The sequence below is a fragment of the Chryseobacterium barbadense genome (genome assembly GCF_042849955.1).
Taxonomy (GTDB): Bacteria; Bacteroidota; Bacteroidia; order Flavobacteriales; family Weeksellaceae; genus Chryseobacterium.
Genome location: NZ_BAAFHL010000024.1, coordinates 1 through 26,826, shown reverse-complemented (window position 1 = coordinate 26,826; position 26,826 = coordinate 1). Strand labels below are relative to the sequence as shown.

Genomic DNA, 26,826 nt, shown 5'->3' with positions numbered 1-26,826 from the left:
TCAGCCATGGAAAAGTCTAAAATTCTATATGCAGAAGATGACAGCACAATAGCTTTCCTGATTCAGGACAGTCTGGAAAGTTATTATGAGATCTCATGCTATCCTGATGGAAAATCTGCACTTGAAGCTTTTAATAGTGGGAATTTCGACATTTGTCTTTTAGATATCATGATGCCTGAAATCAACGGTTTTGAACTGGCACAGTATATCCGTGAAAAAAATTCTGAAATCCCTATCATTTTCATCTCCGCAAAAGCACTAAAAGAAGACAGGATCAAGGGATTGAAAATTGGTGCGGATGATTATCTGGTAAAACCGTTCAGTATTGAGGAACTTATTCTGAAAATTGAAGTTTTCCTGAAGCGTTCGAAGAAAACAAATACTTATCCCTCAAAATACAAAGTGGGGAAATATGACTTTGATCCCGATAATTACACTTTACGGGATGCACAAAATACCGTTACTCTCACCCAAAGGGAATCTGACTTGCTTTTATATTTTATCCGCAATAAAAATACTGTTCTGAAAAGACAGGATATTTTGAAGGCCATTTGGGGCGATGATGATTATTTTATGGGAAGAAGCCTGGATGTATTCATTTCAAGATTGCGAAAGGTTTTTGCAGACGAGAAAAACATATGCATTGAAAATCTTCACGGAATAGGCTTCCGGTTTTCTGAGAAATAGCTCATGAAATTGAAACAATAGACAGTTATTCTTTGATTTTCTTTACATTTACTCTTCGAAAAAATATCCATTCATGAAAAGGTCAGGAACTACTCTTTTTCTATTTCTTCTATTTTTTAGTGTAAACTTTAAAGCTCAATCATTTCAAAAGCTTTATCAATATGTAAATCCTTTAATTGGAACAGAAAAAATGGGACATACCTATCCCGGAGCAACCGTTCCTTTCGGAGCTGTGCAGCTAAGCCCGGAAACAGATTCCATTTCTTATGAACTTAATGGAAAATACAATGGAGAGGTGTATAAATATTGTGCTGGGTACCGGTATGAAGACAAAACAATCGTAGGATTCAGCTCTACTCATTTTAGCGGAACGGGACATTCGGATCTGGGAGATTTTTTGGTAATGCCAACTGTTGGGCCATTACAGCTTAATCCAGGAACCGCTTCAAACCCCGAGAAAGGTTATAGAAGTACATTTTCACATCAAAATGAAAAAGCGGAAGCAGGCTATTACAAAGTAAAGCTGGATGAGAACAATATTCTTGCAGAACTTACGGCTACCACCAGAGTCGGCGTACATCGTTATACTTTTCCAAAATCAGATCAGGCCCATATTATTTTAGATCTGATGGCCGGAATTTATAATTATGACGGTAAAAATACCTGGACCTATGTTCGTGTTGAAAATGATAACACGATCACGGGTTATCGACAAACCAACGGTTGGGCGAGAACGAGAACAGTCTATTTTGCCATGAAATTTTCAAAGCCTTTCAAATCATATGGACAGAAAAACTATGATGAAAAACAGGTATACAAAGGATTCTGGAGAAAATTCGATCAGACTAAAAATTTCCCGGAAATCGCAGGAAAAAATCTAAAAATGTATTTCGATTTTGACACGAATGAAAATGAGGCTATTGAACTCAAATTAGCTATCTCTCCGGTAAGTCAGGCTAACGCTTTAGATAATCTTGAAAAAGAGGCCGGAAACTTATCTTTCGATCAGGTAAAAGCAAAGGCACAGGAAGACTGGAACAAGGAGCTTAATAGAATTGTCATTCAGGGTTCTGAAACGGAGAAAACCAACTTTTATACAGCGATGTATCACACCTTCATCAATCCAACAGTCTATATGGACGTGAATGGTGAATATAAAGGTTTGGATCAAAATACTCACAAAGCAAACAATTTTACTAATTATACTACGTTTTCGATTTGGGATACGTATCGTGCCTTGCACCCGTTTTTCAATATTATCCAACCCAAGCGAAACAATGATATGGTAAAATCCATGATGGCTCATTACAATCAGTTTTCCATGAAAATGTTGCCCATCTGGTCTCATTATGCCAATGACAACTGGTGCATGAGCGGCTATCATAGCGTAAGTGTTGTTGCAGATGCCATTATTAAAGGAAATTACGACGGCGATCCTAAAGAAGCGTTGAAAGCCTGCGTAGAAACAGCGAATAAAAGAGATTATGAAGGAATTGGATATTATATTGATTCCGGATATATTCCTTCGGAGAAAAACGGAACCTCAGTTTCCAATACACTGGAATATGCATACGACGACTGGGCAATCGCTCAGTTAGCAAAGCACCTGGGAGAAACTGAAATCTATAATCAGTTCATCAAACGCTCCGGAAACTGGAAAAATAACTTCGACAAAAGCATTGGCTTTATGCGACCTCGTTTGGCAGACGGGAGCTTTAAAAAAGAGTTCGATCTGTTAAGTACACACGGACAAGGCTTCATTGAAGGCAATTCATGGAATTACAGCTTCTTTGTTCCTCACCATCCGGATGAGCTTATCCAAATGATGGGCGGAAAGAAAAAGTTTGCGGCAAAACTGGATGAATTGTTCACCATGCATTTACCAGATGAATTTTTCGCCGATACGGAAGATATTACGAGGGAAGGTATTATCGGTGGGTATGTTCATGGGAATGAGCCGGCTCATCATGTTGCTTATCTTTATAACTGGGCAGGACAGCCCTGGAAAACACAAGCTCAGATCAGACATATCCTGGACATGCAGTACAAAGCAACTCCGGACGGATTGGGAGGAAATGATGATGCAGGACAAATGAGCGCATGGTATATTTTAAGTTCATTAGGATTTTATCCTGTAGCTCCCGGTTCCGAAGACTATGCGATCGGAAGTCCGGCCGTAGATCATGCCTCTCTGCATTTAGAAAACGGAAAGACTTTTGAAATTGAAGCGATCAATCAAAGTCCGAAGAATGTGTATGTTGAAAAAATTCTTTTGAATAGAAAAGAAATTAAAAACTTTACGCTGAAGCATTCTGAATTAGTAAAGGGAGGAAAGCTTACTTTTTATATGAGCAGCAAACCAAAGAAATAATTCATAAAATTTAAAAGTAAAAAGGCAAAACTGTGATCCGCAGTTTTGCCTTTCTTTTTATTTACCTCCACCTTCATTTTTTTCGGTGTCTGTCTTTGTATTTTCTTTTACTTTCTGGTTTCCGAAACGTTTGACAAATGTGAGAGAAAACCCGTACCAATCCCATCGGTTAGAATTTTGGAAAGTACCGATCTGGCTGTAGGTGGTGGTATTCATATTGGGTCTCTTAAAAATATTCATCAGCTGAAGGCTGGTTTCTATCTGAGATCCCGGAAATATTTTTGTCACGGAAATATTGTGAAAGAAATTGGCTTTGTTGGCAACGGAATTACCGCTATTCTGATTATCGACACTAAACCAGGCGCCCAAATTAATATTCTTATTGAAAAGATTCGTATAAGAGAAATTGGTAGATCCTGAAAAATAACTGATATAATTTTGAGATGACAAATTATTCCTTGTATTAAAATCACTGTTGTCTATATAATACCAGCCAATCCCGAAATTGACATTCAGTTTGTTTTTCAGCAAATTCTGATTCGTGTTCGCAAAAAGATAGAATCTCTCAATTTTACCTTTGAAATTAGCCGGCATAGAGATCGTTTTTCCATCTTCTTCCACAAAGGTATTCCAGTAATCCTGATCGGTAAACATATATCTTGCAGAAATAAAATATTTTTTAAATAATCCCAGCTTCAATGCAACCCTGTCATTCGGGTTAGGAAGAAGGTCCATATTTCCCCGGGAATACAATCCGTCATTATTAGGCATAAGAAAAGGATTAAATTCCGCATACCAGGGACGCCAAAGGCTGTGATTATACGTTAAGCTCAAATCATAATTATTCGAAAAAGAATATTTCAGCAAAAGATTGGGTAAAAGTGTTCCGTAGGAATCGGTTCGTTCAATATTCCCTACATCCTGCCGGATTTTGAAACGGATATATTCATAACGAAGTCCGATTCTGGTTTCCAGCTTTTTAAAAAATGTCTTGCTGTAGTTCGCATATAGTGAATTGATATTATCCGAATAATGAAAATTATTGCTTCTGGTATCATCAAAAATCCAATCACCATTGGAAAGGTTATAATAGGTATTGGGAATTACATTATTATTGAAATTTGCTTTCCCGCCTACTTCAAAATTTCCACCATTTTTTCCTAACGGGGTTGTATAATCCACTTTCAGATAATAATTCCGGTTCTGATTATAATTATCGATGCGTGATCCTTCAGGAATCATCGAGGTACTGAATGTTTTAATAAAGTCGGTTGTCCCGTTATTCGAATTATAGTTGGTCCCCAAATTGATATCCAGGATTTTATTTTTTTCTTTGTCGTAATATTTATAAAAGATATTGGTCCCCAAATTTCGCGTAAGCGAAGATGAGTTTCGATCCTGAATATAAGAATTCTGAAAAACATCATTGAGATAATTGGTTCCTGCAGCATTAGAAAAAGAATTTCCGTTACCCTGATAATATTCCATGACAAGACCAACGTTATTTTTTTCATCCAGCTCAAATTCCGAAGTTGATGAAACTGAAGGATTTCTGTTTTTATATGTGTTTTCCGTATCAATTAAGGTTACGAAATTATCTTTATAATAAGTGTTTTTGGCAGAATTTCGTGTTATATAAGTATTATCGCTATAGCTTCCTGTGAAAGTCTGGGTGAAGCTTTTCTTATGGTAATTGAGATTGAAATTTCCATATTGGTTATTTTTCGTATTCTGGGTATTGGTGAGTGAAATACTGCCCTTTATTCCTTCATCATCACGCTTTTTTAACACAATATTAATGACTGCGCCTGTGGCTTCATATCTGGAGGAAGGACTTGTAATCACTTCTATTTTCAGTAGGTTGTCTGCCGGAATGGTTTTGAGATATTCTTTCAGCTCTTTCCCTGTAAAAACAGATTTTCTGTCGTTGATGTATACTGTTACAGATTCTCCCTCCGCTTTGATCACATCATTATTATCTACACTTACCAAAGGTGACATCTTTACGATATCCCAGGTTGTATTTCCTGCCAGAATAGAGCTGTTAGCTACATTAAAAACTGTTCTGTCTGCTTTGCTTTCCACTGTCGGTTTTTTAGCAACAAGAGTAACGCCTTCTATTTCTTTCTGTTTATTAAGAGTATCTTTTTGAGCCTGTGCGGCAATGAAGGTACTCAGCAGAAATCCCCCCAATGTTAAAAATAGCTTCATGAAGTATTAATTCTTTACTGAATAAGACAATCAATCCTGGAACTTTGTTACACCTCTTAAATAATAATAATCAAACTAGTTGATAGTCAACCTACTTTATTTTAAATTATTTCTAAAAACAGTGAGGTATTATAAATGAAAATAAAAAACCTCACAGGTTTAAAAGCCCATGAGGTAATATTTATTAAAAACAAATTAGAAATCTATTCCTGGACCTCAAAAAGCAATCGCTCCCCGAATTTTCCCTCATTGATTTTTCCGTTATCATAAACCAGATGTCCATTAACGAAGGTATGGGTCACTTTAGAATGGAAGTTCATTCCTTCCAGCGGGCTCCAACCACATTTGTAAAGAATATTGTCTTTGGAAACCGTCCAGTTTTCATTCAGATCTACCAAAACCAGATCTGCTTTATACCCTTCCCTTATAAAACCTCTTTTTTCCACTCTGAAAAGGATAGCCGGATTATGGCACATCTTTTCAACGATTTTTTCCAAAGAAATTTTTCGGTTCTTATAATTTTCAAGCATTACCACTAATGAATGTTGCACCAAAGGTGCTCCGGAAGGACATTTTGTATACACATTCTGTTTTTCTTCCGCAGTATGAGGCGCGTGGTCAGTAGCAATCACATCAATTCTGTCATCCAAAAGCGCTTTCCAAAGTCCGTCTTTGTCGTGTTGGGTTTTTACAGCAGGATTCCATTTGATCAAGCCGCCTTTTGTTTCATAATCCTCATTAGTGAAGGTTAAATGATGAACACAAACTTCAGCCGTAATTTTTTTATCTTTTAAAGGAATATCATTTCTGAACAATGCCGTTTCTTTTGCTGTCGAAAGATGGAAAACATGAAGTCTCGCTCCGGTTTTTTGTGCCAATTCAATAGCTTTTGAAGAAGATTTATAGCATGCTTCCTCACTTCTGATCAGGTGATGGAATTTCACAGGAATATCTTCCCCATACTCATCTATATATTTCTGAGTATTGGCTTTGATGGTTGCTTCATCTTCACAATGAACTGCGATGAGCATTTTGGTATTGCTGAAAATATTTTCCAGCGTTTCCGGATTATCAACCAGCATATTTCCTGTAGAAGAACCTAAGAAAAGCTTGATTCCGGGAACATTTCTGGGATTTGTTTTTAAAACTTCTTCCAAGTTATCATTGGTTCCCCCCATCATAAAACCGTAGTTGGCATACGCTTTTTGAGAAGCAATTTGATATTTATCCGCTAATAATTCCTGAGTAACGGCATTGGGAACCGTATTCGGCTGATCGATAAAGCTTGTTACACCCCCCGCAATGGCAGACCTTGATTCACTTTCAATATCTCCTTTATGCGTCAGTCCCGGTTCACGGAAATGTACCTGATCATCAATCACTCCGGGTAAAAGATATTTTCCGGAACCATCAATAATCTGATCCGCCTCTTCAGAAATATGAGAATTTATTGCAGAAATTACATCATTTTCAATTAAAATATCGCTTTCAAAGATCTGTCCCTCGTTAACGATTTTTACGTTCTTAATTAAGGTCTTCATTTTACTTTTTTAGATATAAAAGATTCATTTCCGCAAAATTAAGCTTTCGAAAACGATTTTTAAACATAAGTCTGAAAATTCTAAAATCTAATATTTACATTTGCAGAAAATTTTCGGAATTGTACAAGAAATTATTTGGACAAACAGCTGTATATGGTCTCAGTTCTGTATTGGTCAGAATTTTCCCGTTCATTATTGCACCCATAGTCACGAAGGCCTTCGGGCCGGCTGCCTCATCTCCTTTTGTGGATTGGTATTCCATCGCCGGGGTGATCACCGTTTTGCTGACGCATGGGATGGAAACGTCTTTTTTTCGTTTTGCACAGGAAGAGAGCATCGACAGGAAGACTTTAATTTCTACCTGTTCCATGAGCATTATAGGAATAGGCCTTATTTATCTCATTCTGGGATATGTTTTCAGGCAGGATTTGGCCAATGCTTTTGAAACTCCGGATCAGGTCAATTTTCTTGTTATATTCCTGTTCATTCTTTCATTAGATGCCTTTTCTACCATACCATCTGCCATTTTAAGACTTGAGGGAAAAGCTTTTCAATACATGTTTTCCAAAGTGGCAGGTTCATTGGTCTACTTTTTTTTAGTGGTGTTTTTTATCAAATGGCTCCCGAAACATCCGGATGGAATTCTGGGAATAAAATACAACCCTGAATTTGGAGTGGGTTATGTTTTCGTTGCCAATCTGGTGCAAAGTATCATTACACTGGCTATTGTAGGGAAAGAGTTTGTGAACTTCAGCCTTTCCAAATTTGATTTCAAATTATGGAAAAGAATCATGAATTATTCCTGGCCGGTAATGATCGCCGGACTTGCCGGTATTGTGAATCAGACACTGGACAGACAATTCCTGAAATACCTTCTTCCCGATGAAGAAGCGCGTCATCAGATTGGAGTGTATGGTGCGGTATATAAAATAGCCACTTTCATTACGGTATTCAGACAAGCCTATCAACTAGGCATTGAGCCTTATTTTTTCTCAAGTTTTAAGAATAAGGATTCCCATAAAACCTATGCTGTATTAATGGATGTCTTTGTCATTTGCAGCTGCATTATTTATATGGGATTGATGGTCAATCTGCAATGGATCTCCGAAGAATATCTCAGAAATCCCCTTTATTATGAAGGAATTGAAATCATTCCGTTTGTAATGTTAGGTGCTCTATTCTTGGGAATATATCTTAACCTGTCTATTTGGTATAAATTGTCCGATCAGACAAAAGTAGGGTTATACATATCCATCATAGGAGCCGTTATCACCATTCTGATCAACTTTTTATTCATCCCGACATACGGATATTGGGCAAGTGCAATAGCTGCATTAGTAACTTTTACCTCTATGATGATCATTTCCTATGTTTGGGGACAGCTTTGGTATCCTATTCACTATAATACTGGTAAAATAATAGTATATCTTACGGTTACGGTCTCACTCTCTCTGATTTCGTTTTATTGTTTCAGAACCAATTATTTGGTGGGGAATTTATTCTTATTGGCATTCTTTGCATTAATTGCTTTTAATGAAAAAAACATAATAAAGAAGATCCTGAAAAGATAGATTATCATTAATAGTATCAATTACTTATAACATTTACCACCTTACAAATTGTAATCTTTCACCGAATCTACATCCAGTATCTGTGAATTTTAATTACATTTGCCACAAATCAATATGATTTTTTTGATTTTTAAATAACAGAAAAATACAAATAGTATAACTAAAATATGAAAATTATTGTACCTATGGCTGGACGTGGCTCCAGATTGCGTCCACATACGTTAACTGTTCCAAAACCTCTTATTCCTATTGCCGGAAAACCCATCGTACAAAGACTGGTAGAAGATATTGCCAAAGTAGCCGGTGAAAAAATAGAAGAAGTAGCATTCATCATCGGAGATTTCGGTCCTGAAATTGAAAAATCCTTAATTCAGATCGCTGAAAAATTAGGAGCTAAAGGAAGCATTTATTATCAGAATGATCCGCTGGGAACAGCTCATGCCATAAAATGTGCCGAAGATTCCATGCAGGGAAATGTAGTTATTGCGTTTGCGGATACTCTTTTCCGTGCAGATTTCCAACTGGATAAAAACTCAGACGGCGTTATCTGGGTAAAAAGTGTAGAAGATCCCTCTGCATTCGGAGTGGTAAAATTGGATAACTACGGATTCATTACAGATTTCGTTGAAAAGCCACAGACCTTTGTTTCAGACCTTGCCATTATCGGTATTTATTATTTCAACAGTGCTGAAAAACTGATGGATGAGATCAATTACATCATGGATAATGACATCAAAAATGGTGGCGAATATCAATTGACAACAGCATTAGAAAACCTGAGAGCAAAAGGCGCCAAATTTACGCTGGGTAAAGTAAACGACTGGATGGATTGTGGAAATAAAAATGCTACTGTAGAAACCAACAGCAAAATTCTTGCTTACGAAAAAGAAGAAATGTCTCATTATCCGGCAACGGCTCAAATTGAAAACTCCCTTATCATCCCACCTTGCTTTATTGGTGAAAACGTAAAGATTTCCAATTCCAAAGTTGGTCCCGGAGTTTCTTTGGGGAATAATACAGTGATCGTCAATTCCAATATTGAAAACTCATTGATCCAGGAAAATACCAGAATCAATCACGGAAACTTATCCAATTCTATGATCGGTAACTCGGCACAGTATTTTGGAGTAGCAAGGGAAATTTCTCTGGGAGATTATTCCGTGCTGGATTTCTTATCTAAATAGAAAATTATTTTTACAGTAAATGCAATATAATCAGGCCACACAAAAGATTTTGTGTGGTTTGGCGTTAATATTGCAACGTTTCCCTTGAAATTGAAAGAAAAATAAATACATGAAAAACTGGATCCCATTAATCATATTACTTTTGCTTGTATCATCTTGTAAAACACGAAATGCGGCCAAGAATAATAGCAGCATACAAGATAGCATTCATGCAGAAAATAATAATGATCCGAAAGATGCGAATGAACCTGTAAGAGATAAACTTACCTTTTATGAGCATGTACTTATTCCTCCTAAATTTGATCAGATCAAAATCAACAGTAAGGTCAATGTGGAAACCGGAAGCTTCGTTCCTACACTGGATGCCACTATTTATATTGAAAACAACCAAAAAGTATGGATGAATTTATCCGCATTATTTATCAATGTAGCAAGAGGAAAGGCAACTCCAGAAGGTGTAAAAGGATATGACAAGACCAATAAATCCTATATCGATTCTGATTTCGAATATTTAAATAACCTACTGAATGTCAATTTCATAGACTACAAGTCTTTGGAGAAGATACTCATGGGAAGAACATTCGTGAAAATCAGCGATTCTCAATTCACCCTTACCAAAAATGCGCAGGGTTTTAAAATGGTTTCAAACTCTAACCAAAGAATCGAAACAGATGAAAAAGCAAGAGAATACAAAATAACATTGCAGTATGACGAAAATTATGATTTGTTAAGCGTTCAACTAAAAGATGTTTTATCTCCTGACGAACTGGAAATCTCCTATAACAACTGGGATGAATATAATGGAATCCGCTTACCAAAAAATGTTAAAATAATTATAAAAGGTTCAAAAAACAGTCAGATTTTAATGGAAAATACGAAATTTGATTTTTCGAAGATGGAAACTCCCTATTCAGTTCCAGCCAATTATAAGAAAATTGAGATTAAATGATTAAGAAATTTAGCTTTTTAATAGGTATTTTGCTGTTCGGTTTGCATTATGGGCAAAAAAAAGAACAATTGCAGAAACAAAATGCCGAACTTAAAAAACAAATTGCACAAATAAATTCTGATTTAGCCAAAACAAGAAATGAATCCAAACTTTCTATAGCTTATCTAACCAACGTTAATAAAAAGCTGGCTTTAAGAGAAAAGGTTTACAATAATACCCAGAAAGAAAAAAGATTTATTGAGGACGAAATTTATCTTCGTCAGTTGGAAATCAACCGTCAGAACAGAGAGCTCAAAGTCCTTAGGGAAAATTATGCCAAGGTTCTGGTGAATGCTTATAAAAATAAAGGAGTACAGAATAAAGTAACCTTTATCCTTTCTTCCAAAAACTTAGGGGAAGCAATAAGAAGAGTACAATATTTAAAACAGTACTCTGATTATCAGGATAAAAAAGCAGCAGAAATTACGGATGCTGCCACGCAGATCAAAAAATCAATTGCCCAGCGACAGAAATCAGTAAAGGACAAGGAAACACTTTTGGTTAATCAGCAAAAAGATTTAACCACTATTAATGCGGAAAGAGCTCAAAAAGAACAACTGGTTGCAGATTTTAAGAAAAATGAAGCCAGACTGACTGCAGAACTCAAACAAAAACAAACCCAAAACAAAGCTGTTGAATCCCAGATCCGTGCTATTATTGCAGAAGAGATCAGAATAGCCAAAGCAGAAGAAGAAGCCAGAAAAAAGGCCGAAGCAGAAAAAATACGTTTGGCAAAACTAGCAGCTGAAAGAGAAAAAGCAAGAATAGAAGCTGAAAATAAAGCCAAGGCCGAAGCTCTTGAAAGAGAAAGAAAACTGGCGGAGGCTGAAGCAAAAAAAGCAGCTGATCTAGCCGCTAAAAGAGCGGAAGAAGAAAGAAAACGTACTGAAGAAGCTGCAAGAGCCGAGGCAAGCGCAAAAGATGCGGCAAGAAAAGTAGCCGCTACTAAAGCTTCTGAAGAAGCCAATGCCAAAGCAAGAGAGGCAGCCAATAAGCTGGCAGCTGCAAAGGCCGCGGAAGCAGCATTAGCCAAGAAAAAAGAAGATGAGAAAAAAGCAGCTGAATCTAAAGCAATGACCAACTTTGGGGTTTCAAAAGCTGCCGGAAATAATTTTGCAGAAAACAAAGGAAGATTAGGCTTCCCTGTAGACAAGGGCCAGATCACCCACCGTTTCGGTAGACAACAACACCCGGTTCTGAAAAATATCGTTGAAGAAAATAATGGAATAAAAATTTCCGTTCCTTCAGGTACCCGTGCAAAGGCCGTATTCCCAGGATCAGTATCTTCAATTTTAGCGAGTAGCGACGGAACTAAAACCGTGATCGTAAAGCACGGAACCTATTTTACCATCTATTCTAACCTGGGAACTGTGAATGTTTCCAAAGGGCAGCAGGTTTCTGCAGGGACTCCCGTAGGTACTGTAGGGCAGGATTTTGATGGGTCTTATACTCTTGATTTCCAAGTATGGAGCGGCAGCACACCAGTTGATCCATTAGGTTGGGTATCTTATTAAAAAAGATTAACTTTGCAAAAAAATTAGAAATGGAAACATTAACAATATTAGCCTTATCATGGCAACATATTCTTATCGTGGCAATACTTCTTGTACTGCTTTTCGGAGGTAAAAAAATTCCGGAACTGATGAGAGGTGTGGGTTCAGGTATCAAAGAATTTAAAGATGCTGTAAAAGAAGAGGATAAACCAGGTTCAGAGAACAAAAATTCTTCAGCTAACAATAGCTCTTCCAGTAACTAAAATTCTTATTAATGAACTTTACTGAAACTGCATGGACAATCTTCAACCAGTCTATTGAAGATTATCACGTGCTTGATGACGTTAACGCTCTAATTAATAATCCGTTCGATAAAGATAGTTTGGAACGGATTTTGTATGCAAAGAACTGGATTGATACCGTTCAATGGCATTTGGAAGATATAATTAGAGATGAAAATATTGATCCAACTGAAGCTCTTCAACTCAAAAGAAGAATAGATGCCTCTAATCAGCAAAGAACTGATTTAGTGGAATTTATAGACAGTTGGTTTCTTAAAAAGTTTGAAAATATAACTCCTAAACCTGATGCAAAAATCAATACGGAAACACCCGCTTGGGCTGTAGACAGATTATCAATACTTGCACTGAAGGTTTATCATATGTCACTAGAAGCTCATAGAGATTCCGCTTCTGAAGAGCACCGTTCCAATTGCCAAGCCAAGCTGGATGTGCTTCTGATACAGAAAGAAGATCTCTCAACTTCCATTAATCAGTTGCTTGCTGATATTGAGAACGGTAATGTTAAGATGAAAGTATACAAACAAATGAAAATGTATAATGATGAAAGTCTTAATCCAATCCTTTATCAAAAGGGGCAACAGAAATGAAACGACTAATTTTTTTTGGAGTACTACTAATCATAACTTCCTGTGCAACGGAAAAATTGAATTTTTCTCCGTTGTCTAATAATTTTTACAGTGATTCAAAAGGTTCTGATTCTGACAGAGGAGCAAAAAAAGGCATTGATATTAACATTAAAGAAAATGTAAATGCCTCAGAAATCTCCAACCTGATTTCAACATTCCCGCAATTTAAAAATGCAGCTTTAAATGAAGAAATCACTTCTTTGAAATACAGTCTTCAGAACTATTTATATGCAATAGATGCCAATAATCTATCCGGAAAAAACAGAGCCATTAAAAGCTTTGAAAAGGCCTATAAAAAAGTTCAGAAGCTGAGACAGAATCTTAGTAAAGATGATGATGAAGTTCTCAACAGGTATCTGGTCAGATTAAAAACCAACATCACTGTTATCGAAGACTCTTTAAAAGGAAATTAAAAACTATTAAACATTAATGATTAAGATTCAGGCGGAAGCCAATGTTCCTACAGAACACGGTACTTTCCGGATGATTGCTTTCTCCGAAAACGAAAACGATTGGATGCCTCATATGGCTATTATTGCGGAAAATACAGATTTTTCCAAGCCTGTGAATGTCCGTTTCCATTCAGAGTGTATTACCGGAGAAGTTTTCCATTCAAAAAAATGTGAATGTGGCCAGCAACTGGATGCGGCAATGAAATATATCCATGAAAATGGAGGAATCATTATTTACCTTCGTCAGGAAGGCAGAAACATCGGGATTATCAATAAATTAAAAGCATACTCATTACAGGAAAAAGGATTAGATACTGTAGAAGCCAATTTAAAATTGGGACTTCCCGCAGATGACCGGAACTTCGGAGTAGCTATTGAGATCTTAAATCTACTGGATGTAAAAGACGTAAACCTTTTAACCAATAACCCTGAAAAGGTAAAATACGTAACAGAAAGCAATATTCATCTTAATTCCAGGGTTCCTTTGCAAATACCCGCCAATGATATAAGCAGAGGATACCTGAAAACAAAGAAAGATTACTTTGGTCATCTTCTGGATGATAATGATAACTGATAAAAAATCAAAAGCTCCGGAATTTCTCCCGGAGCTTTTTTTTGTAATTATAAAAAACTGAAAAGATATTTTCTGTTAAAGCTTCGTCTTGATTTTAGACTCGTCAATATTGTAATACTTAATTACAGCATTATAGTCATTATAATCTACGCTGGCATTTTTCCCAGTGCTTGCCGGAACAACTACCACTCTGAATCTCTTATTGGTATAATAAGTAGAGTTATTATCCAGATTCAATGTAGAAGTTGAGTTTACATAAATTCCGATATCATACTTGCTGAAATCAAATGTATAATCTACCTCATCATTAGTTGCATTTCCTACATAGAAAGTATAAGGAAGTAATTTCCAGATTGGAGCATTATTATTGGTAACTCCTGTCTGTAAATAAATAAGCACTACATCTGATTCTACCAAAGGAGTATTAAATGCATCATTAAATTCATATAAATTAGTGCTTACTTTACTAAAGGTAGGAGTAATATCATACGCCACTGAATAAGTATCATGGTCTTCGTAAACTACATCATCATTGCTATCATCACAGCTAAAGATGAATAAGCTCACAAAAGCTAGAAATAAAAATGGAAGAAATTTTTTCATTGTAATAAGAGTTTAGTTTATTATTGATTATGCACATTCAAAACATATACCAAAAAACTCAAAAACATTCCTTATCCTGTTTTTTTTAATTGTATTTTTGTTCTTATTCAAAAATTATGAGCAAAATAGTTTACACAGCGTTACTTGTATTCTTTTTCATCAGTTCTAAAATAACAGCGCAGTATCAGCCTAAAAACCTTTCTCCGGCAGATTTGAACAGGGCTCAGCAGTGGGTGGACAAAACCTACAGTTCTCTTTCGCAGGACGAAAAATTGGGACAGCTTTTTATTGTGGCTCTTTATACCAATAAAGATGAAAATCACATCACCCAGGTAAGGAATATTGTTGTAAACGACAAAATAGGAGGTTTGATCCTGATGCAGGATGACGCAGCAAGAGAAATCAACCTGGTGAATGAGTTCCAGCAGAAATCCAAAGTTCCTTTAATGATAGGAATGGATGCAGAATGGGGCTTGTATCAGAGAATTGCGGCGGCTCATAAATTTCCGTGGGCAATGACATTGGGGGCTATTCAGGATAAAAATTTAATTTATCAGATGGCTGCTAAAATTGCCGAAGACGGTAAGAGAATGGGAATCAACTGGGATTTTGCACCGGTTGTTGACGTAAATACCAATCCGAATAACCCGATCATCGGGAACAGAAGCTTTGGCTCCGAAGTGAATAATGTCATCAATTCCGCCCTATCCTATTCAAACGGATTACAAGACAATAATATTCTGGCTGCCATAAAGCATTTTCCGGGACATGGGGATACCAGTACCGACTCTCACCTCGATCTTCCGGTTGTTTCTCACAATATAGACAGGTTAAATTCAGTGGAATTGGCACCATTCAAAGCCTTAATGAATAAAGGAATAGGCGGTGTAATGGTAGCCCATCTATATGTACCTTCTTTAGAATCCGGAAAAGGAATTCCTGCTTCGGTTTCCAAAAATATTATTACAGGATTATTAAAGGAAAAACTGGGCTACAAAGGATTGATCATTACCGATGCTCTTAACATGGGAGCTGTAGCCAATAAATACAAGCCGGGAGAACTGGATGCATTAGCATTTAAAGCAGGAAATGATATTATGCTATTTTCCCAAGGTGTTGCCGAAGGAAAAAAATTGATTCAGAAAGCTATTGATAATGGTGAAATTCCTCAGTCCAGAGTAGAGGAAAGTGTAAAGAAAATTCTCTTGACGAAATATTTTTTAGGATTGTCTCAATACACTCCGAAAAATCCGGAAAATGTTAACTACGATCTTAATAATGTTTCTCATAAAAAACTGGTTCAAAATCTATATGCGAATGCATTAACCTTATTAAAGGACGAGAAAAAATTACTTCCTCTTAACTGCAAGGGAACCTATTATTATGTTCCGTTAGAAGAAGCTCCTTATCAGACTTTTGCAAACCAGTTGACCCTGGGGACAACGGTTATTGTGAAAAAAGCCAGCGAAATTAATACGATTCCTGCTAATTCTACAGTAATTGTAGGGTTGCATAAAGATAATTCCACAGCTTATAAACCTTATAAGATTTCTGCGGAATCAAAGAAAGTTTTAGCAGACCTTACAAAGAACCAAAATGTTATCTTAAATGTCTTTGGAAGTGCATATGCATTAAAAGACATTGATCTGTCCAAAATTTCTACTGTTCTGGTGTCTTACGAGAACAATGAGGATTCCATGACGGCAACAGCAGATGCCTTAAACGGAAAAACAAAAATCTGGGGAAGGCTTCCTGTTTTGGTCAACGATAATTTAAAAGCAGGAATGGGAATGGATATGAACGCTTCTGTTTCGAATATTTCCCAATCGAACTCAACTACATTGACAACATCAAAACAACCATAAAATAATGAAAATAGGCATACTTTGCTACCCAACATACGGTGGAAGCGGAATTGTAGCAACGGAACTGGGAATGTCTCTTGCCAATAAAGGCTATGAAGTACACTTCATCAGCTCTGCTCTTCCGGCAAGATTAGACATCACGAACCCCAACATTTTTTTCCACAGGGTGAATGTTCAGACCTACCCTCTTTTCCAGTATCAACCTTATGATATTGCTTTGAGCTCTATGATTTACCGTGTTGTTAATCTTTACAAGCTGGATTTACTTCACGCTCATTATGCCATTCCTTATGCTTATGCCGCTTTTACGGCCAAACAGATGCTTCAGGAAGACAATAACGATATCCCGTTGGTGACTACCCTTCACGGAACCGATATTACCCTGGTAGGGCAGCATCCAAGTTATAAACATGCTGTAGAGTTTTCCATTAATAAGTCGGATGCCATTACTTCCGTATCGGAAAGTCTGAAAAAAGATACCCTTCAATTTTTCAATATAAAAAAAGAAATCCAGGTGATTACCAATTTTATTGATAATTCTGAGTTTGATGATTGCAACGAATGCCAGAGAACACAGTTTGCCAATCCTGATGAGAAGATATTAATTCACGTATCTAACTTAAGACCTGTAAAACGTGTCGATGAAGTATTGCAGATCTTCAAAAATGTAGAGAAAAAGGTAAAATCTAAGCTGATTATTATTGGTGAAGGTCCGGATATGGAAAAGATCAATCAGTTCCTGGAAGAAAATCCTGAACTGATCTCTAAGATCCGTCTTCTTGGAAAAGTTAATGATTTATACAGGATCCTACAGCTTTCAGATGTATTTTTACTTCCTTCCGAGCAGGAAAGCTTTGGTCTGGCTGCATTGGAAGCGATGGCCGCTTATACACCGGTCATCAGTTCGAACGCAGGTGGAATCCCTGAAGTTAACATTCAGGGAGAAACGGGATATTTAGCCGAAATCGGGAATGTTGAAGCCATGAGCAATTATACCATTAAGCTTTTGAGTAATGAAGAGCTTTTAACCAGAATGAAGAAAAACGCCAAAGAGCAGGCCGTAAAATTCGATTTAAAAAACATTCTTCCTATCTATGAAGACATGTACAGAACAACCATAGAAAATTTTAAGAAAGAGTTGCTGAAAGTATAAATCATTTCGGGATAACCTCCAAAATAATCCTCTAAACAAATATGGATTCAACTCAATTGATCAATCATTTCTCAAAGTATATAGAACTCAATGCTTATGAGATTGGATTGATCAATTCTTTATTCTCATATAAAAGCTTAAAAAGGAAAGAATTCCTTCTGCGAAGCGGTGAAGTCTGTCGGACAGAAAGCTTTATTATTTGTGGATGCCTGCGAACTTACTCAATTGATGAGAACGGGTTTGAACATACTTTGACATTTGCCATAGAAGATTGGTGGACTGGTGATTTATTGAGCTTCTTCACGGAAACTTCCACGTGTTACCATATAGTGGCTTTGGAAAACACTGAAATCCTGCAAATTTCCAAAACAAATTTAGATACGTTATATCTTAAAGTCCCAAAGTTGGAGCGATACTTCAGGCTCCTGATTCAAAATGCATACGTGACACAGCAACAAAGGATCAATCAGAATCTCTCGCAGACAGCTGAACAACGGTATTTGGCTTTTATTGAAAAGTACCCTGCTTTACAGCAAAGAATTCCACAAAAGCATATAGCCTCCTATCTTGGTATCACACCGGTGTTTTTAAGCATGCTTAGAAAAAAGTTGAGCCAAAAATAATTTATTCAACTACTTTAATTTTTTTGTAATCCGTTATTTCCAATTTTGTTTTTTAAAACGATCATATGAAAAACAAAATTTTTAACACCAATAAAGATTGGACAGGATTGGTGATCAGGCTTACTCTTGGATTAATCATGTTTCCTCATGGTGCACAGAAAATGTTAGGCTGGTTTCACGGGCCCGGATTTAGCAGAGAAATGGAGCATTTAACCGGACCCATGCATTTGCCCTGGGTTATTTCAATTCTGGTTATTGTGATAGAATTTTTTGGAGCCATTTCTTTACTTATCGGGTGGGCTTCCAGATTATGGGCCGTCACTTTCATAATTTTATTTCTGGGCATCATCTTTACAGCACATGTAGAGCACGGTTTCTTTATGAATTGGTTTGGGAACCAGAAAGGAGAAGGCTATGAATATCATTTACTGGTCATCGGTTTATGTATGGCATTAGTACTGAACGGAAGCGGAAAGTATTCAGTGGATCAACTCATTTCAAAATATATGACTAAGAAATAGATCTTTTCATCAAAATGAAGAAAATACAAAAGGTTTTATTATAAAATTTGATATAAAAAAACATTCATTATACTGATTAAGAAATATGTAGAATGGCCTTAGAAAATTTTAAAACAAGGATATCACGAGTTTAATATTTCTGCTATATTCGTGATACACTCATGACGGAAAAATTACTTCAATATCTTTGGAACCATAAGGTTTTCAACAATTTTGACTTCAAGGATATTGAAGGAAATCCTGTTGAAATTATGGATTTCGGCCAATGGAATACCAATGCGGGTCCGGATTTTTTATTCGCCAAGGTTAAGATCAATAACGTAATTTTAGCCGGAAATATAGAGTTACATATTAAATCTTCCGACTGGATTTTTCATAATCATTCCAACGATCCTAATTATGAAAATATTATTCTCCACGTTGTGTTTCATCAGGATATAGAAATTGCAGAATTAAATAACAATAATATTCCGACTCTAGAACTAAAGAATTATGTTAATCAACATTTACTGTTACAATATGAAAAACTGGTCAACGGAGATCATTTTATTCCATGTGAGCGGATTTTTGATCAAAAGAAGATCCCTGTCAATTTTCATGAAGAAAATATCATTAAAAGGTTAGATGAAAAATCGGCTGAGCTCGAAAAAAGCTTAGAGAAATATAAAAACAATTTCGAAGCAGTTTTATTTCACAGTTTTGCTTATTCTTTTGGGTTAAAAGTGAATGCGTTTACTTTTAAACAGATTGCGGAAAGCATTGATTTTAGCATCATCAATAAAATCAGGCAAAATAAAACACAGTTGGAAGCCTTATTATTTGGAATTTCCGGCTGGCTCGATGCCCCGGAAGACGAATCTTTGAAAATATGGAAAAGAGAGTTTGATTTTCTGACCACAAAATTTAAAATTTCCGATCTAAGGTTTCATCCTAAATTTTTACGGTTAAGACCACATAACTTTCCAACGATCCGTTTGTCTCAATTAGCAGATCTCTACGGGCAACCACATTTATTCTCAAAAATTATTGCCGCTAATAATATGGATGAATTGGTAAGCCTGTTTACAGCGGTAAAAGCTTCGGAATACTGGAATGACCATTTCAATTTTGGAAAACCAGCCAAAATCAGCCAGGTGAAATTTTTGAGTAAAGATTTTATAGACCTCATCATTCTTAATGCCATTCTCCCTATAAAATATACCTACCATAAATATCATCGGGAAGAAATCACAGACGAGATCATGCATTTCTACAGGAATATTCCGGCTGAAAAAAATTCAATTATCGATAGCTGGAAAAAATTAGGACTGGAGATTACCACTGCTTTGGAAAGCCAGAGCCTGATTTATCAGTATTCCAATGGTTGCAAAGAAAAAAATTGCTTAAATTGCAGTATTGGATTTAAACTTTTAAAAGAATCTTCAGATGCTTGATAATATTCGTCATAAAATGGAAAGAGAATGGTTTGGTGTTCTTACAAGAATGGGGGCTAAACTGGGAATTCCGGTTTCTAAACTGAGGGTTTTCTTCATCTATTCTACTTTTGCAACCGCAGGTTTCTTTTTCCTTATTTATCTCGGATTGGCATTCACGCTCTGGATTAAAGATATTTTCATTACCAGAAGACCAAGTGTTTTTGATTTATAGCTATGGAGTTTTTACAGATTACATCACCTGATGATTACCGGGTTCAGGAAATTTTCAATTCTTACTGTACCACTTTTCCTGAAAATGAAAGAAGGGACTGGTATCAGTTCGTAAGATTGTTTTCTCATCCGAATACCAAAATAATTTCTGTGCTGCACGAAACCCGGAATATTGGATATCTGATTATCTGGGAACTTAGCAACCATGTTTTTGTAGAACATTTTGAGGTTTTTGCCGAATTCAGAAACCAAAAATTAGGCTCTCATATTACAGGTTATCTATTTAATAATTTTCCACGGATTATTTTAGAAATTGAACCTGAACATGCCGGTGAAGATGCGCAGAGAAGATATTCTTTTTATCAGAAAAACGGTTTCAGACTAATTGATGAAATGTATGTGCAGCCAAGCTATGGAGAAGGCAAAAAAGCTCTTGACCTTTGGCTACTGGCCAACTATTCCCCTGAGAATTTAAAGGAAATTAAAGAAGAAATTTACGATATTGTATATCATTGATCATAAAGCCGGAGATCGTCCGGCTTTTTTATTATTTCTAAAATTTCCTTACACAGATTTTCACAAATAAAATATGACGCAAACATCTGCGTTATCTGCTCGATCTGCGAGAAATATTAATTCACCTGATATTCCAGCTTGATGGTAATACTTGCTTCTTTTTCCTTGGAAGACGTGTTAAAAGTTCCCCCGTAAGAATAATCTTCATTAGAATTGGGGGCAGTGATCTGAATGACACCCATTGTCGCTTTTTTAAGATTCCCTAAGCTACTTCCTGAGTTTTCTGCAATTTTCTCAGCCCGCTCTTTAGCATCTTTGGTAGCAGCCGCAATCATTTCCTGCTTTACGCTGGCTAGCTTTGTATAAAAATAATTCGGGGAAGAGGAAGTAAACTCTACGCCTCGATTAATGATTTCTGTAATATTTCTGGAAAGATTTTCGATTTTAGCTACTTCCTTACTTTCAATAGAAACTTTTTGGGTCAGATTATACCCGGAAAACTCACCTTGAACATAGTTTCCATTGGAATCATTATAACTTCTGAACTGCTTCTGGATATCCACAGAAGAAAACACGATTTCACCTTGTTTGATGCCTTTCGAAATAAGGTAATCATTAATGATTTTCCGGTCTACAGCCAGTTCATCATACGCTGATTTCAGGTCGAAATTATTTTTGGAAAAGCTTCCGGACCAGGTGATAAGGTCGGAAGTAAATTGTTTGGTTCCTAGTCCTGTAACGGAAATGGTATTTTCAGACTTATTCCTGTTTTTAACTGCATTTCCCAAAAGACCGAGTCCGATAATGAATCCGAGTGCTGCAATAGCAATACCTATAATATTTTTATTCATAAAATTTGTAAATTGGTTATTTTTTCAATTAATAACAGAAATACAACATCAATTCCTATTCCAAATTTTAAGATTTTATTAACATTTTAATTATTCCCTGGATTCTTTCAATCTATCGGTATATAATGGTATGACTTCTTCTATTCTCAGCAGTACTGCTGATAAATTTTTAGCTTTAACATAGGTACGGATATGTGGTTTCACCAAAAATGAAAATTCTATAAACTCTGATATTCTTTCCACAGGAATACCGGCCTTCACAAAATAATCATCGTCTACCCTTTCTTTTATCCAAGCAATATGTTCCTGTAAGTCTTCATACTGATACTGCCTTTTCTGTTTTCTGGCTTTTCCGCTTACGAGATCATACAAACCCTGTATATTCAGGCTTCCTAAAAGCATGGGAAGCAAAACTTTCTTTACTTCCGCCGGTGTTTCCCTCATTTTTCCAACGGGTTGCGGAAGACCGACCGCGCCCTCAACCTGAGCTCCCAGATCAACTTTGGCAACTTTTCTGGAATCTTTTGACAAATCTCCACTTAATTTAACAACCTGAACTTCTTCAATTTCCTGAGGCAGCTGAGTTAAAATAATGGTTAACCGAGAATTGACACCATCTGTAAGAACTCTTTTTGAAGCTCTTTCATAGCCGGCTTTTACAAATCTTAACTCATCGTTTCCTGAAGCCTCAATACTGAATTCTCCGGAAGAATTACAAAGAACCTTCTGATCTGTAGACATGTTGATTACGGTTACAGAATTCAGTCGGATGTCATTTTCATCCGTAATAATTCCCGTAACTGTCTGTTGGGAAAGGACGAGATGAAATAAAAATAACAAACCAAATATAAGCTGCCTTTTCATCCGCTTATTTTTGAGTCTGCGGAGCTCTGTAAGAAGAAATTCTGGTTAATACGGCACGCTGGAATCTCATCAGATCCGCATCACTGCAATATCCGTATTTCAAAATATTTTTTCTTTCAAATCCGCCCGCAAAAACATAGTATATAAAATGTTGGATCTGCGATCTTTCTATCTTCAGATCGGTGAAATACCGTTCACCTAAGGCACTGGTAAGATAGTTCATGAAATCCACATCGTCCCATTTGTTTTTTATTTTACCGAGACTAAAGGTTCCTTTGGTGACAGGCTGCACAAATTCTCCGGGTCTCGCTGCCAAAACTCTGGGATCGGACTTCTGAGACATATAAAGTCCCAGATCCAGGAGTAGTTTCTCCACTTTTTTAGGCTTATTCAGATTTCTGGAATCTATTTTCAAATCTCCGGTAATTCCTTTCTTTATTTCCACTTCAGCAATCTGAATAGGTGTTCTGACCAAGATAATATTTAGGGGAGCACTAATGTCTGTTGATTTTTTAACGATACGATCATATCCTGCTTTTACAAAACGAAGCTCATCACCTTGCCTTCCTGAGATCATAAAATGACCGTCACGGTTAGTTTGAACGCTTTCGTCGGTCCGGATATTGATGACGATTACATCCGGTATCTCCCTATTTTCTTCGGAAGTTACTTTCCCAAAAATATAAGTTTGAGCGTTGGTATTGATAAAAAAAAGAAGGGGTAAAAGAGAGAATAGTTTGAGTTTCACTGGCTATTTTTTATTCAACAAAACTAAAGTTATTTTTAAATTCTCCTATAAGTTTAACCACACTTAACGGTTTTAGGATTTTTTTTAGAATTTCTCATTCCTAATTTGTTAAAGCCCCTCAGGAAATTGTTAAAATTTCACTTAAAATTTAATTAACTTGCAGTATTAATTCTCATTCTGAAATGCAAAATTCTTATACAGTAATCAATGCTTCTGCAGGCTCAGGGAAAACGTATGCCCTGGTTCAGAGACTTTTGATGATCTGTCTTCGTTATCCTAATCAACAGCAATCGATCAGAAACATTCTGGCCTTAACTTTTACCAATAAGGCAGCCAACGAAATGAAGGAAAGAATTTTATCCTGGCTGGGACATTTTTCCAAACAAAATTATGCGGATAATGCTGATCTTAAAAATATTCAGAAAGCTTTTGAGGAAGAAGGTTTGCGTATTACCATTGATGAGCTGCATATCCGGGCTAAAAAACTGCTGGATTATATTCTGCATAATTACTCCACCTTAAACATAGGAACTATTGACCGTTTCAACTCCCGTCTCGTAAGAAGCTTTTCTTATGAGTTGGGATTGGCTAAAAATTTCAATCTGGAAATTGAAGCGGAGCCCTTCCTGATAGAAGCGGTAGATAAAATGCTTGATCAGATCGGGGAAAATGAAGCTATTTCCAATTCGTTCATGGATTATGTGGATTACAGCCTGGAAAATAACGAACGTATCAATCTCAATAAAAACCTTTATAATTCTGCCAAAGAGTTTGTAAAGGATATTCACTATGAAAACCTTAAAAGCAATAAGGATTTTGATGATACGAATTATGAAGATATAAAAAATACTATCCGGAAAGAGATTGTATTGAATAAGAAGCAATCCATGGAACTTGCTGCACAATCTATTGAACTATTCAGATCCAGGAATATTGAAATTGAAGATTTTGCCCAGGGAAAAAATGGGATCGGTGGTTTTTTCACAAAGGTTGTAGATTTTTACGAGCAAAAACGGACCGGATTTCCTTTTCCGACTACACAGGAGGAATCTGTGGTTAACAATTACAGAAAAGGCGCTGCTTCAAAATCCAAGCATAAAGAATCTGAAATTCTGGAAATTCTGGAGCAGTTATTGGAAAACAGAATGAAACTCATTCTTCTGTATATTGAAACCCAGAAAAAGGAAAAGATTTTATCCGCTCTTCTTCCTTTGAAGGTTAATAAAGATATTCAGGATGAATTGAGGAAAATTGAAGAAGAAAATGATCTGGTCCTGCTTTCAAAATTCAATATTCTTATTAATGAAAATCTTAAGAATGAACCTTCATCATTCATTTATGAAAAGGTAGGTTCTCAGTTTCAACATTATTTTTTTGATGAGTTTCAGGACACTTCTGAGTTACAATGGCAGAATTTCATCCCATTAAGAGATCACAGTGTCTCAACTGAAAACACATCGTTTACTTTGGTTGGAGATCCAAAGCAGAGTATCTACCGGTTCCGTGGAGGTGAAAGTAAACTCATGCTTGATATCATCAATAAAAAAGAAATTTCTACCAAAGAAGCAGAACTTCTTGTGTTGAAAGACAATTGGCGAAGCGCTAAAAATATTGTGAAGTTTAATAATGAACTGTATAGATTTCATGCTGATATTTTAGAGGAAGAGCACAAAAATATTTTCGGTACGGATGCGGAACAAAACCCCAAATCCGATATTGAAGGCCGGGTGAAAGTGAATCTTTTTGAAAATCTGACCAACGAAGATTTTTACCATGATACTTCGGAAAAAATGCGGCAGGATATCCAGGAATGTCTTCATAATGGGTTCTCATTTTCTGACATTACCATTCTTTGCCGTGGAAACTTTGACATTTTTAGTTACTCTCAGAAACTGGGAAATCTAAAAGTGAACTATCATGGTGAGGAAACCAATATTAAAACCATTTCGGAAAAAGGCCTTACTTTGGAATTATCTGACACGCTACAAGCTGTCATAGAATTTTTAAAATGGGAGATCAATCCTAAGAATAAGCCTAATCTGATTATGATGATGTATCATTTGAACCATTTGGGAAGAGTTATTATGTCAGATTTCACCCTGGAAATGGATAGAATTCTTAAAATTGAATCCCACAAAGAGATTGTACAGTTCATTCGTGACACCTATTCTTTAAAGCTTAAACAGGATCATTTCCCAAAATTCAATCTGTACAATTTTGTGGAATATTATATCAATGAGTTCTCTGTTGAAAATAAGGAGACGGATTTCATCCTGAACTTTTTGGAGATGCTTTTCAATTTTACTCAAAATGCAGGAGCCAGTACGAAAGAATTTTTAAAATACTGGGACGAAGAAGCTTCTACCCATACTATTCAGGCATCGGAAAATATTGATGCCATCCAGATTATGACCATTCATAAGGCAAAAGGCCTGGAATTCCCTGTAGTCTTTATTCCGATGATGAATAAAAACCGTGATAATGAATTTACCAATTGGTTTGAAACGAATAAGGATGAAGCTTTAAAATCGGTTAATATCAACCAGTTCAGCAAAAATCTGGAAGCATATGATCAGGAGATTGAAAAATTCAACAGAGAGAATTCTTATAAAAATCTTGTAGACAGACTGTGTCTTCAATATGTCGCCACTACAAGACCTGTTGAACAATTATTCTTTTACCTGCAAAAACAAAATAAAACATCCAATAATCTTGAGCTTCTGGAATTCCTGCAATCGAAAAATACAGAGGATGCAGATGAATTTGATATGTATGAGGTTTCTCCTGACATATTGAAAAAGCATTCAAAAGATAAGAGCTCATCTTTTGTTACCAAAGATATCCGCAATCTGAAAAATATTGATGAGAACAGCACTTCCATTAAAATTGCCACCCCATCAAAAAATTACCAGGTCCGGAATGAAAAGGTAAGAATTGGTCTTTTCGTCCATGAATTGTTATCAAAGATCAATACGGAAAAAGACATTGCCAAAGTATTGGAAAGCTATGTTCTCGAAGGACAGATTATCCTGGAAGAGAAAAATGAAATTCAGGAAACTTTACTGGAAATTGTAACGATGTATGCCGAATTTTTTGACGAGAAATGGGAGGTTATTAATGAAAAAGATATTATGATCTCGGAAAACGGGGAAAGCAGGATTTACAGACCGGATCGTATTTTAAAAAACAATGAAGGATACATAATTGTAGACTTCAAAACCGGTGAAGTTTCAGAGAAAAACGACAGGCAGATAGAAACGTATAAAAAGGTGTTAGAAAGCCTGGGAAGAAATGTGCTGAAGACGCAGCTTATTTATTTATAAAAGTTTCGGGGGGGGCCTTGGGTGCGCCGCCCATTTTTTTTTTTTGTTATATTATTATGTTTCGCGCTGTGTGTTAAAAAACAATTACCCTGCACCTGATATAAAAAATATTA

The 26,826-nt window shown here is 36.2% G+C and carries 24 protein-coding genes; 18 read left to right on the top strand and 6 right to left on the bottom strand.

Translation table 11 applies throughout. The features are described 5' to 3' along the window. Positions 1-6: 6 nt before the first annotated feature. Together ACGHIN_RS10635 and ACGHIN_RS10630 are read left to right on the top strand one after the other, a co-directional pair. Positions 7-687, top strand: a complete 681-nt coding sequence (locus tag ACGHIN_RS10635; RefSeq protein ID WP_390453230.1) for a response regulator transcription factor — start codon at positions 7-9, stop codon at positions 685-687. Between the two features lie 73 nt (positions 688-760). Then, positions 761-3,058: a GH92 family glycosyl hydrolase gene (locus tag ACGHIN_RS10630; RefSeq protein WP_390453228.1), complete on the top strand. Its 2,298-nt coding sequence runs from the start codon at positions 761-763 to the stop codon at positions 3,056-3,058. Positions 3,059-3,115: 57 nt separating this feature from the next. On the opposite strand, the gene ACGHIN_RS10625 is transcribed toward ACGHIN_RS10630, so the two are convergent. Together ACGHIN_RS10625 and ACGHIN_RS10620 are read right to left on the bottom strand one after the other, a co-directional pair. After that, entirely contained in the window at positions 3,116-5,269 is a 2,154-nt protein-coding gene (locus ACGHIN_RS10625) for an outer membrane beta-barrel protein (protein WP_390453226.1), read from the bottom strand. Positions 5,270-5,472: 203 nt separating this feature from the next. Then, positions 5,473-6,810 carry a dihydroorotase gene (locus ACGHIN_RS10620; RefSeq protein WP_390453224.1) on the bottom strand — a complete coding sequence of 446 codons (1,338 nt, stop codon included), beginning with the start codon at positions 6,808-6,810 and terminating at the stop codon, positions 5,473-5,475. A 119-nt stretch (positions 6,811-6,929) separates the two neighbouring features. Here ACGHIN_RS10620 and ACGHIN_RS10615 point away from each other — a divergent pair, with 119 nt between their 5' ends. From ACGHIN_RS10615 to ribA, 8 genes are all read left to right on the top strand, one after another. Further along, positions 6,930-8,381 (top strand): lipopolysaccharide biosynthesis protein, encoded by a 1,452-nt coding sequence (locus ACGHIN_RS10615; protein ID WP_390453222.1) that lies wholly within the window; start codon positions 6,930-6,932, stop codon positions 8,379-8,381. Between the two features lie 167 nt (positions 8,382-8,548). Continuing rightward, positions 8,549-9,565 (top strand): sugar phosphate nucleotidyltransferase, encoded by a 1,017-nt coding sequence (locus tag ACGHIN_RS10610; protein ID WP_390453220.1) that lies wholly within the window; start codon positions 8,549-8,551, stop codon positions 9,563-9,565. 109 nt (positions 9,566-9,674) lie between these two features. Further along, positions 9,675-10,514 (top strand): lipoprotein insertase outer membrane protein LolB1, encoded by an 840-nt coding sequence (lolB1, locus tag ACGHIN_RS10605; RefSeq protein WP_390453218.1) that lies wholly within the window; start codon positions 9,675-9,677, stop codon positions 10,512-10,514. Then, positions 10,511-12,067 (top strand): peptidoglycan DD-metalloendopeptidase family protein, encoded by a 1,557-nt coding sequence (locus tag ACGHIN_RS10600; RefSeq protein ID WP_390453216.1) that lies wholly within the window; start codon positions 10,511-10,513, stop codon positions 12,065-12,067. Before lolB1 ends, ACGHIN_RS10600 begins: the two co-directional genes overlap by 4 nt. A 29-nt stretch (positions 12,068-12,096) precedes the next feature. Further along, positions 12,097-12,309, top strand: coding sequence for a twin-arginine translocase TatA/TatE family subunit (gene tatA / locus ACGHIN_RS10595; protein ID WP_390453215.1), 213 nt, complete (start codon positions 12,097-12,099; stop codon positions 12,307-12,309). Between the two features lie 11 nt (positions 12,310-12,320). Then, complete coding sequence (locus ACGHIN_RS10590; protein ID WP_390453214.1) at positions 12,321-12,935, top strand: DUF4254 domain-containing protein; 615 nt, start codon at positions 12,321-12,323, stop codon at positions 12,933-12,935. Beyond that, complete coding sequence (locus ACGHIN_RS10585) at positions 12,932-13,387, top strand: hypothetical protein (RefSeq protein ID WP_390453213.1); 456 nt, start codon at positions 12,932-12,934, stop codon at positions 13,385-13,387. Before ACGHIN_RS10590 ends, ACGHIN_RS10585 begins: the two co-directional genes overlap by 4 nt. 16 nt (positions 13,388-13,403) lie before the next feature. Beyond that, complete coding sequence (gene ribA / locus ACGHIN_RS10580) at positions 13,404-14,000, top strand: GTP cyclohydrolase II (protein ID WP_390453211.1); 597 nt, start codon at positions 13,404-13,406, stop codon at positions 13,998-14,000. A 75-nt stretch (positions 14,001-14,075) separates the two neighbouring features. Here the strand turns inward: ribA and ACGHIN_RS10575 are convergent, their stop codons facing one another. Further along, the gene (locus ACGHIN_RS10575) at positions 14,076-14,603 is read right to left on the bottom strand and encodes a hypothetical protein (RefSeq protein WP_390453209.1); all 528 of its coding nucleotides are present in this window, start codon (positions 14,601-14,603) and stop codon (positions 14,076-14,078) included. A gap of 116 nt (positions 14,604-14,719) precedes the next feature. On the opposite strand from ACGHIN_RS10575, the gene ACGHIN_RS10570 reads away from it, so the two are divergent. The 7 genes from ACGHIN_RS10570 to ACGHIN_RS10540 all read left to right on the top strand — a co-directional run bounded on the left by ACGHIN_RS10570 (position 14,720) and on the right by ACGHIN_RS10540 (position 20,927). Continuing rightward, positions 14,720-16,468, top strand: coding sequence for a glycoside hydrolase family 3 protein (locus ACGHIN_RS10570; protein ID WP_390453208.1), 1,749 nt, complete (start codon positions 14,720-14,722; stop codon positions 16,466-16,468). A 4-nt stretch (positions 16,469-16,472) separates the two neighbouring features. Then, positions 16,473-17,621, top strand: coding sequence for an N-acetyl-alpha-D-glucosaminyl L-malate synthase BshA (bshA, locus tag ACGHIN_RS10565; RefSeq protein ID WP_390453207.1), 1,149 nt, complete (start codon positions 16,473-16,475; stop codon positions 17,619-17,621). Between the two features lie 41 nt (positions 17,622-17,662). After that, on the top strand, positions 17,663-18,244 hold the full coding sequence (locus ACGHIN_RS10560) for a Crp/Fnr family transcriptional regulator (RefSeq protein ID WP_390453205.1): 582 nt from the start codon (positions 17,663-17,665) through the stop codon (positions 18,242-18,244). 65 nt (positions 18,245-18,309) lie between these two features. Continuing rightward, positions 18,310-18,765, top strand: a complete 456-nt coding sequence (locus tag ACGHIN_RS10555) for a DoxX family protein (protein ID WP_390453203.1) — start codon at positions 18,310-18,312, stop codon at positions 18,763-18,765. Between the two features lie 161 nt (positions 18,766-18,926). Beyond that, complete coding sequence (locus ACGHIN_RS10550; protein ID WP_390453201.1) at positions 18,927-20,198, top strand: DUF2851 family protein; 1,272 nt, start codon at positions 18,927-18,929, stop codon at positions 20,196-20,198. Further along, positions 20,191-20,412, top strand: coding sequence for a PspC family transcriptional regulator (locus tag ACGHIN_RS10545; protein ID WP_007839346.1), 222 nt, complete (start codon positions 20,191-20,193; stop codon positions 20,410-20,412). The genes ACGHIN_RS10550 and ACGHIN_RS10545 overlap by 8 nt, the downstream gene beginning before the upstream one ends. A gap of 2 nt (positions 20,413-20,414) precedes the next feature. After that, positions 20,415-20,927: a GNAT family N-acetyltransferase gene (locus ACGHIN_RS10540; protein ID WP_390453199.1), complete on the top strand. Its 513-nt coding sequence runs from the start codon at positions 20,415-20,417 to the stop codon at positions 20,925-20,927. 116 nt (positions 20,928-21,043) lie between these two features. On the opposite strand, the gene ACGHIN_RS10535 is transcribed toward ACGHIN_RS10540, so the two are convergent. From ACGHIN_RS10535 to ACGHIN_RS10525, 3 genes are all read right to left on the bottom strand, one after another. Further along, positions 21,044-21,778, bottom strand: coding sequence for an SIMPL domain-containing protein (locus ACGHIN_RS10535; protein ID WP_390453197.1), 735 nt, complete (start codon positions 21,776-21,778; stop codon positions 21,044-21,046). 90 nt (positions 21,779-21,868) lie between these two features. Continuing rightward, the gene (locus ACGHIN_RS10530) at positions 21,869-22,642 is read right to left on the bottom strand and encodes a carboxypeptidase-like regulatory domain-containing protein (RefSeq protein ID WP_390453195.1); all 774 of its coding nucleotides are present in this window, start codon (positions 22,640-22,642) and stop codon (positions 21,869-21,871) included. A gap of 4 nt (positions 22,643-22,646) precedes the next feature. Then, the gene (locus tag ACGHIN_RS10525) at positions 22,647-23,390 is read right to left on the bottom strand and encodes a hypothetical protein (RefSeq protein WP_390453193.1); all 744 of its coding nucleotides are present in this window, start codon (positions 23,388-23,390) and stop codon (positions 22,647-22,649) included. Positions 23,391-23,572: 182 nt separating this feature from the next. Between ACGHIN_RS10525 and ACGHIN_RS10520 the strand changes: the two genes are divergently transcribed. After that, positions 23,573-26,713, top strand: a complete 3,141-nt coding sequence (locus tag ACGHIN_RS10520; RefSeq protein WP_390453192.1) for a UvrD-helicase domain-containing protein — start codon at positions 23,573-23,575, stop codon at positions 26,711-26,713. Positions 26,714-26,826: the final 113 nt, after the last annotated feature.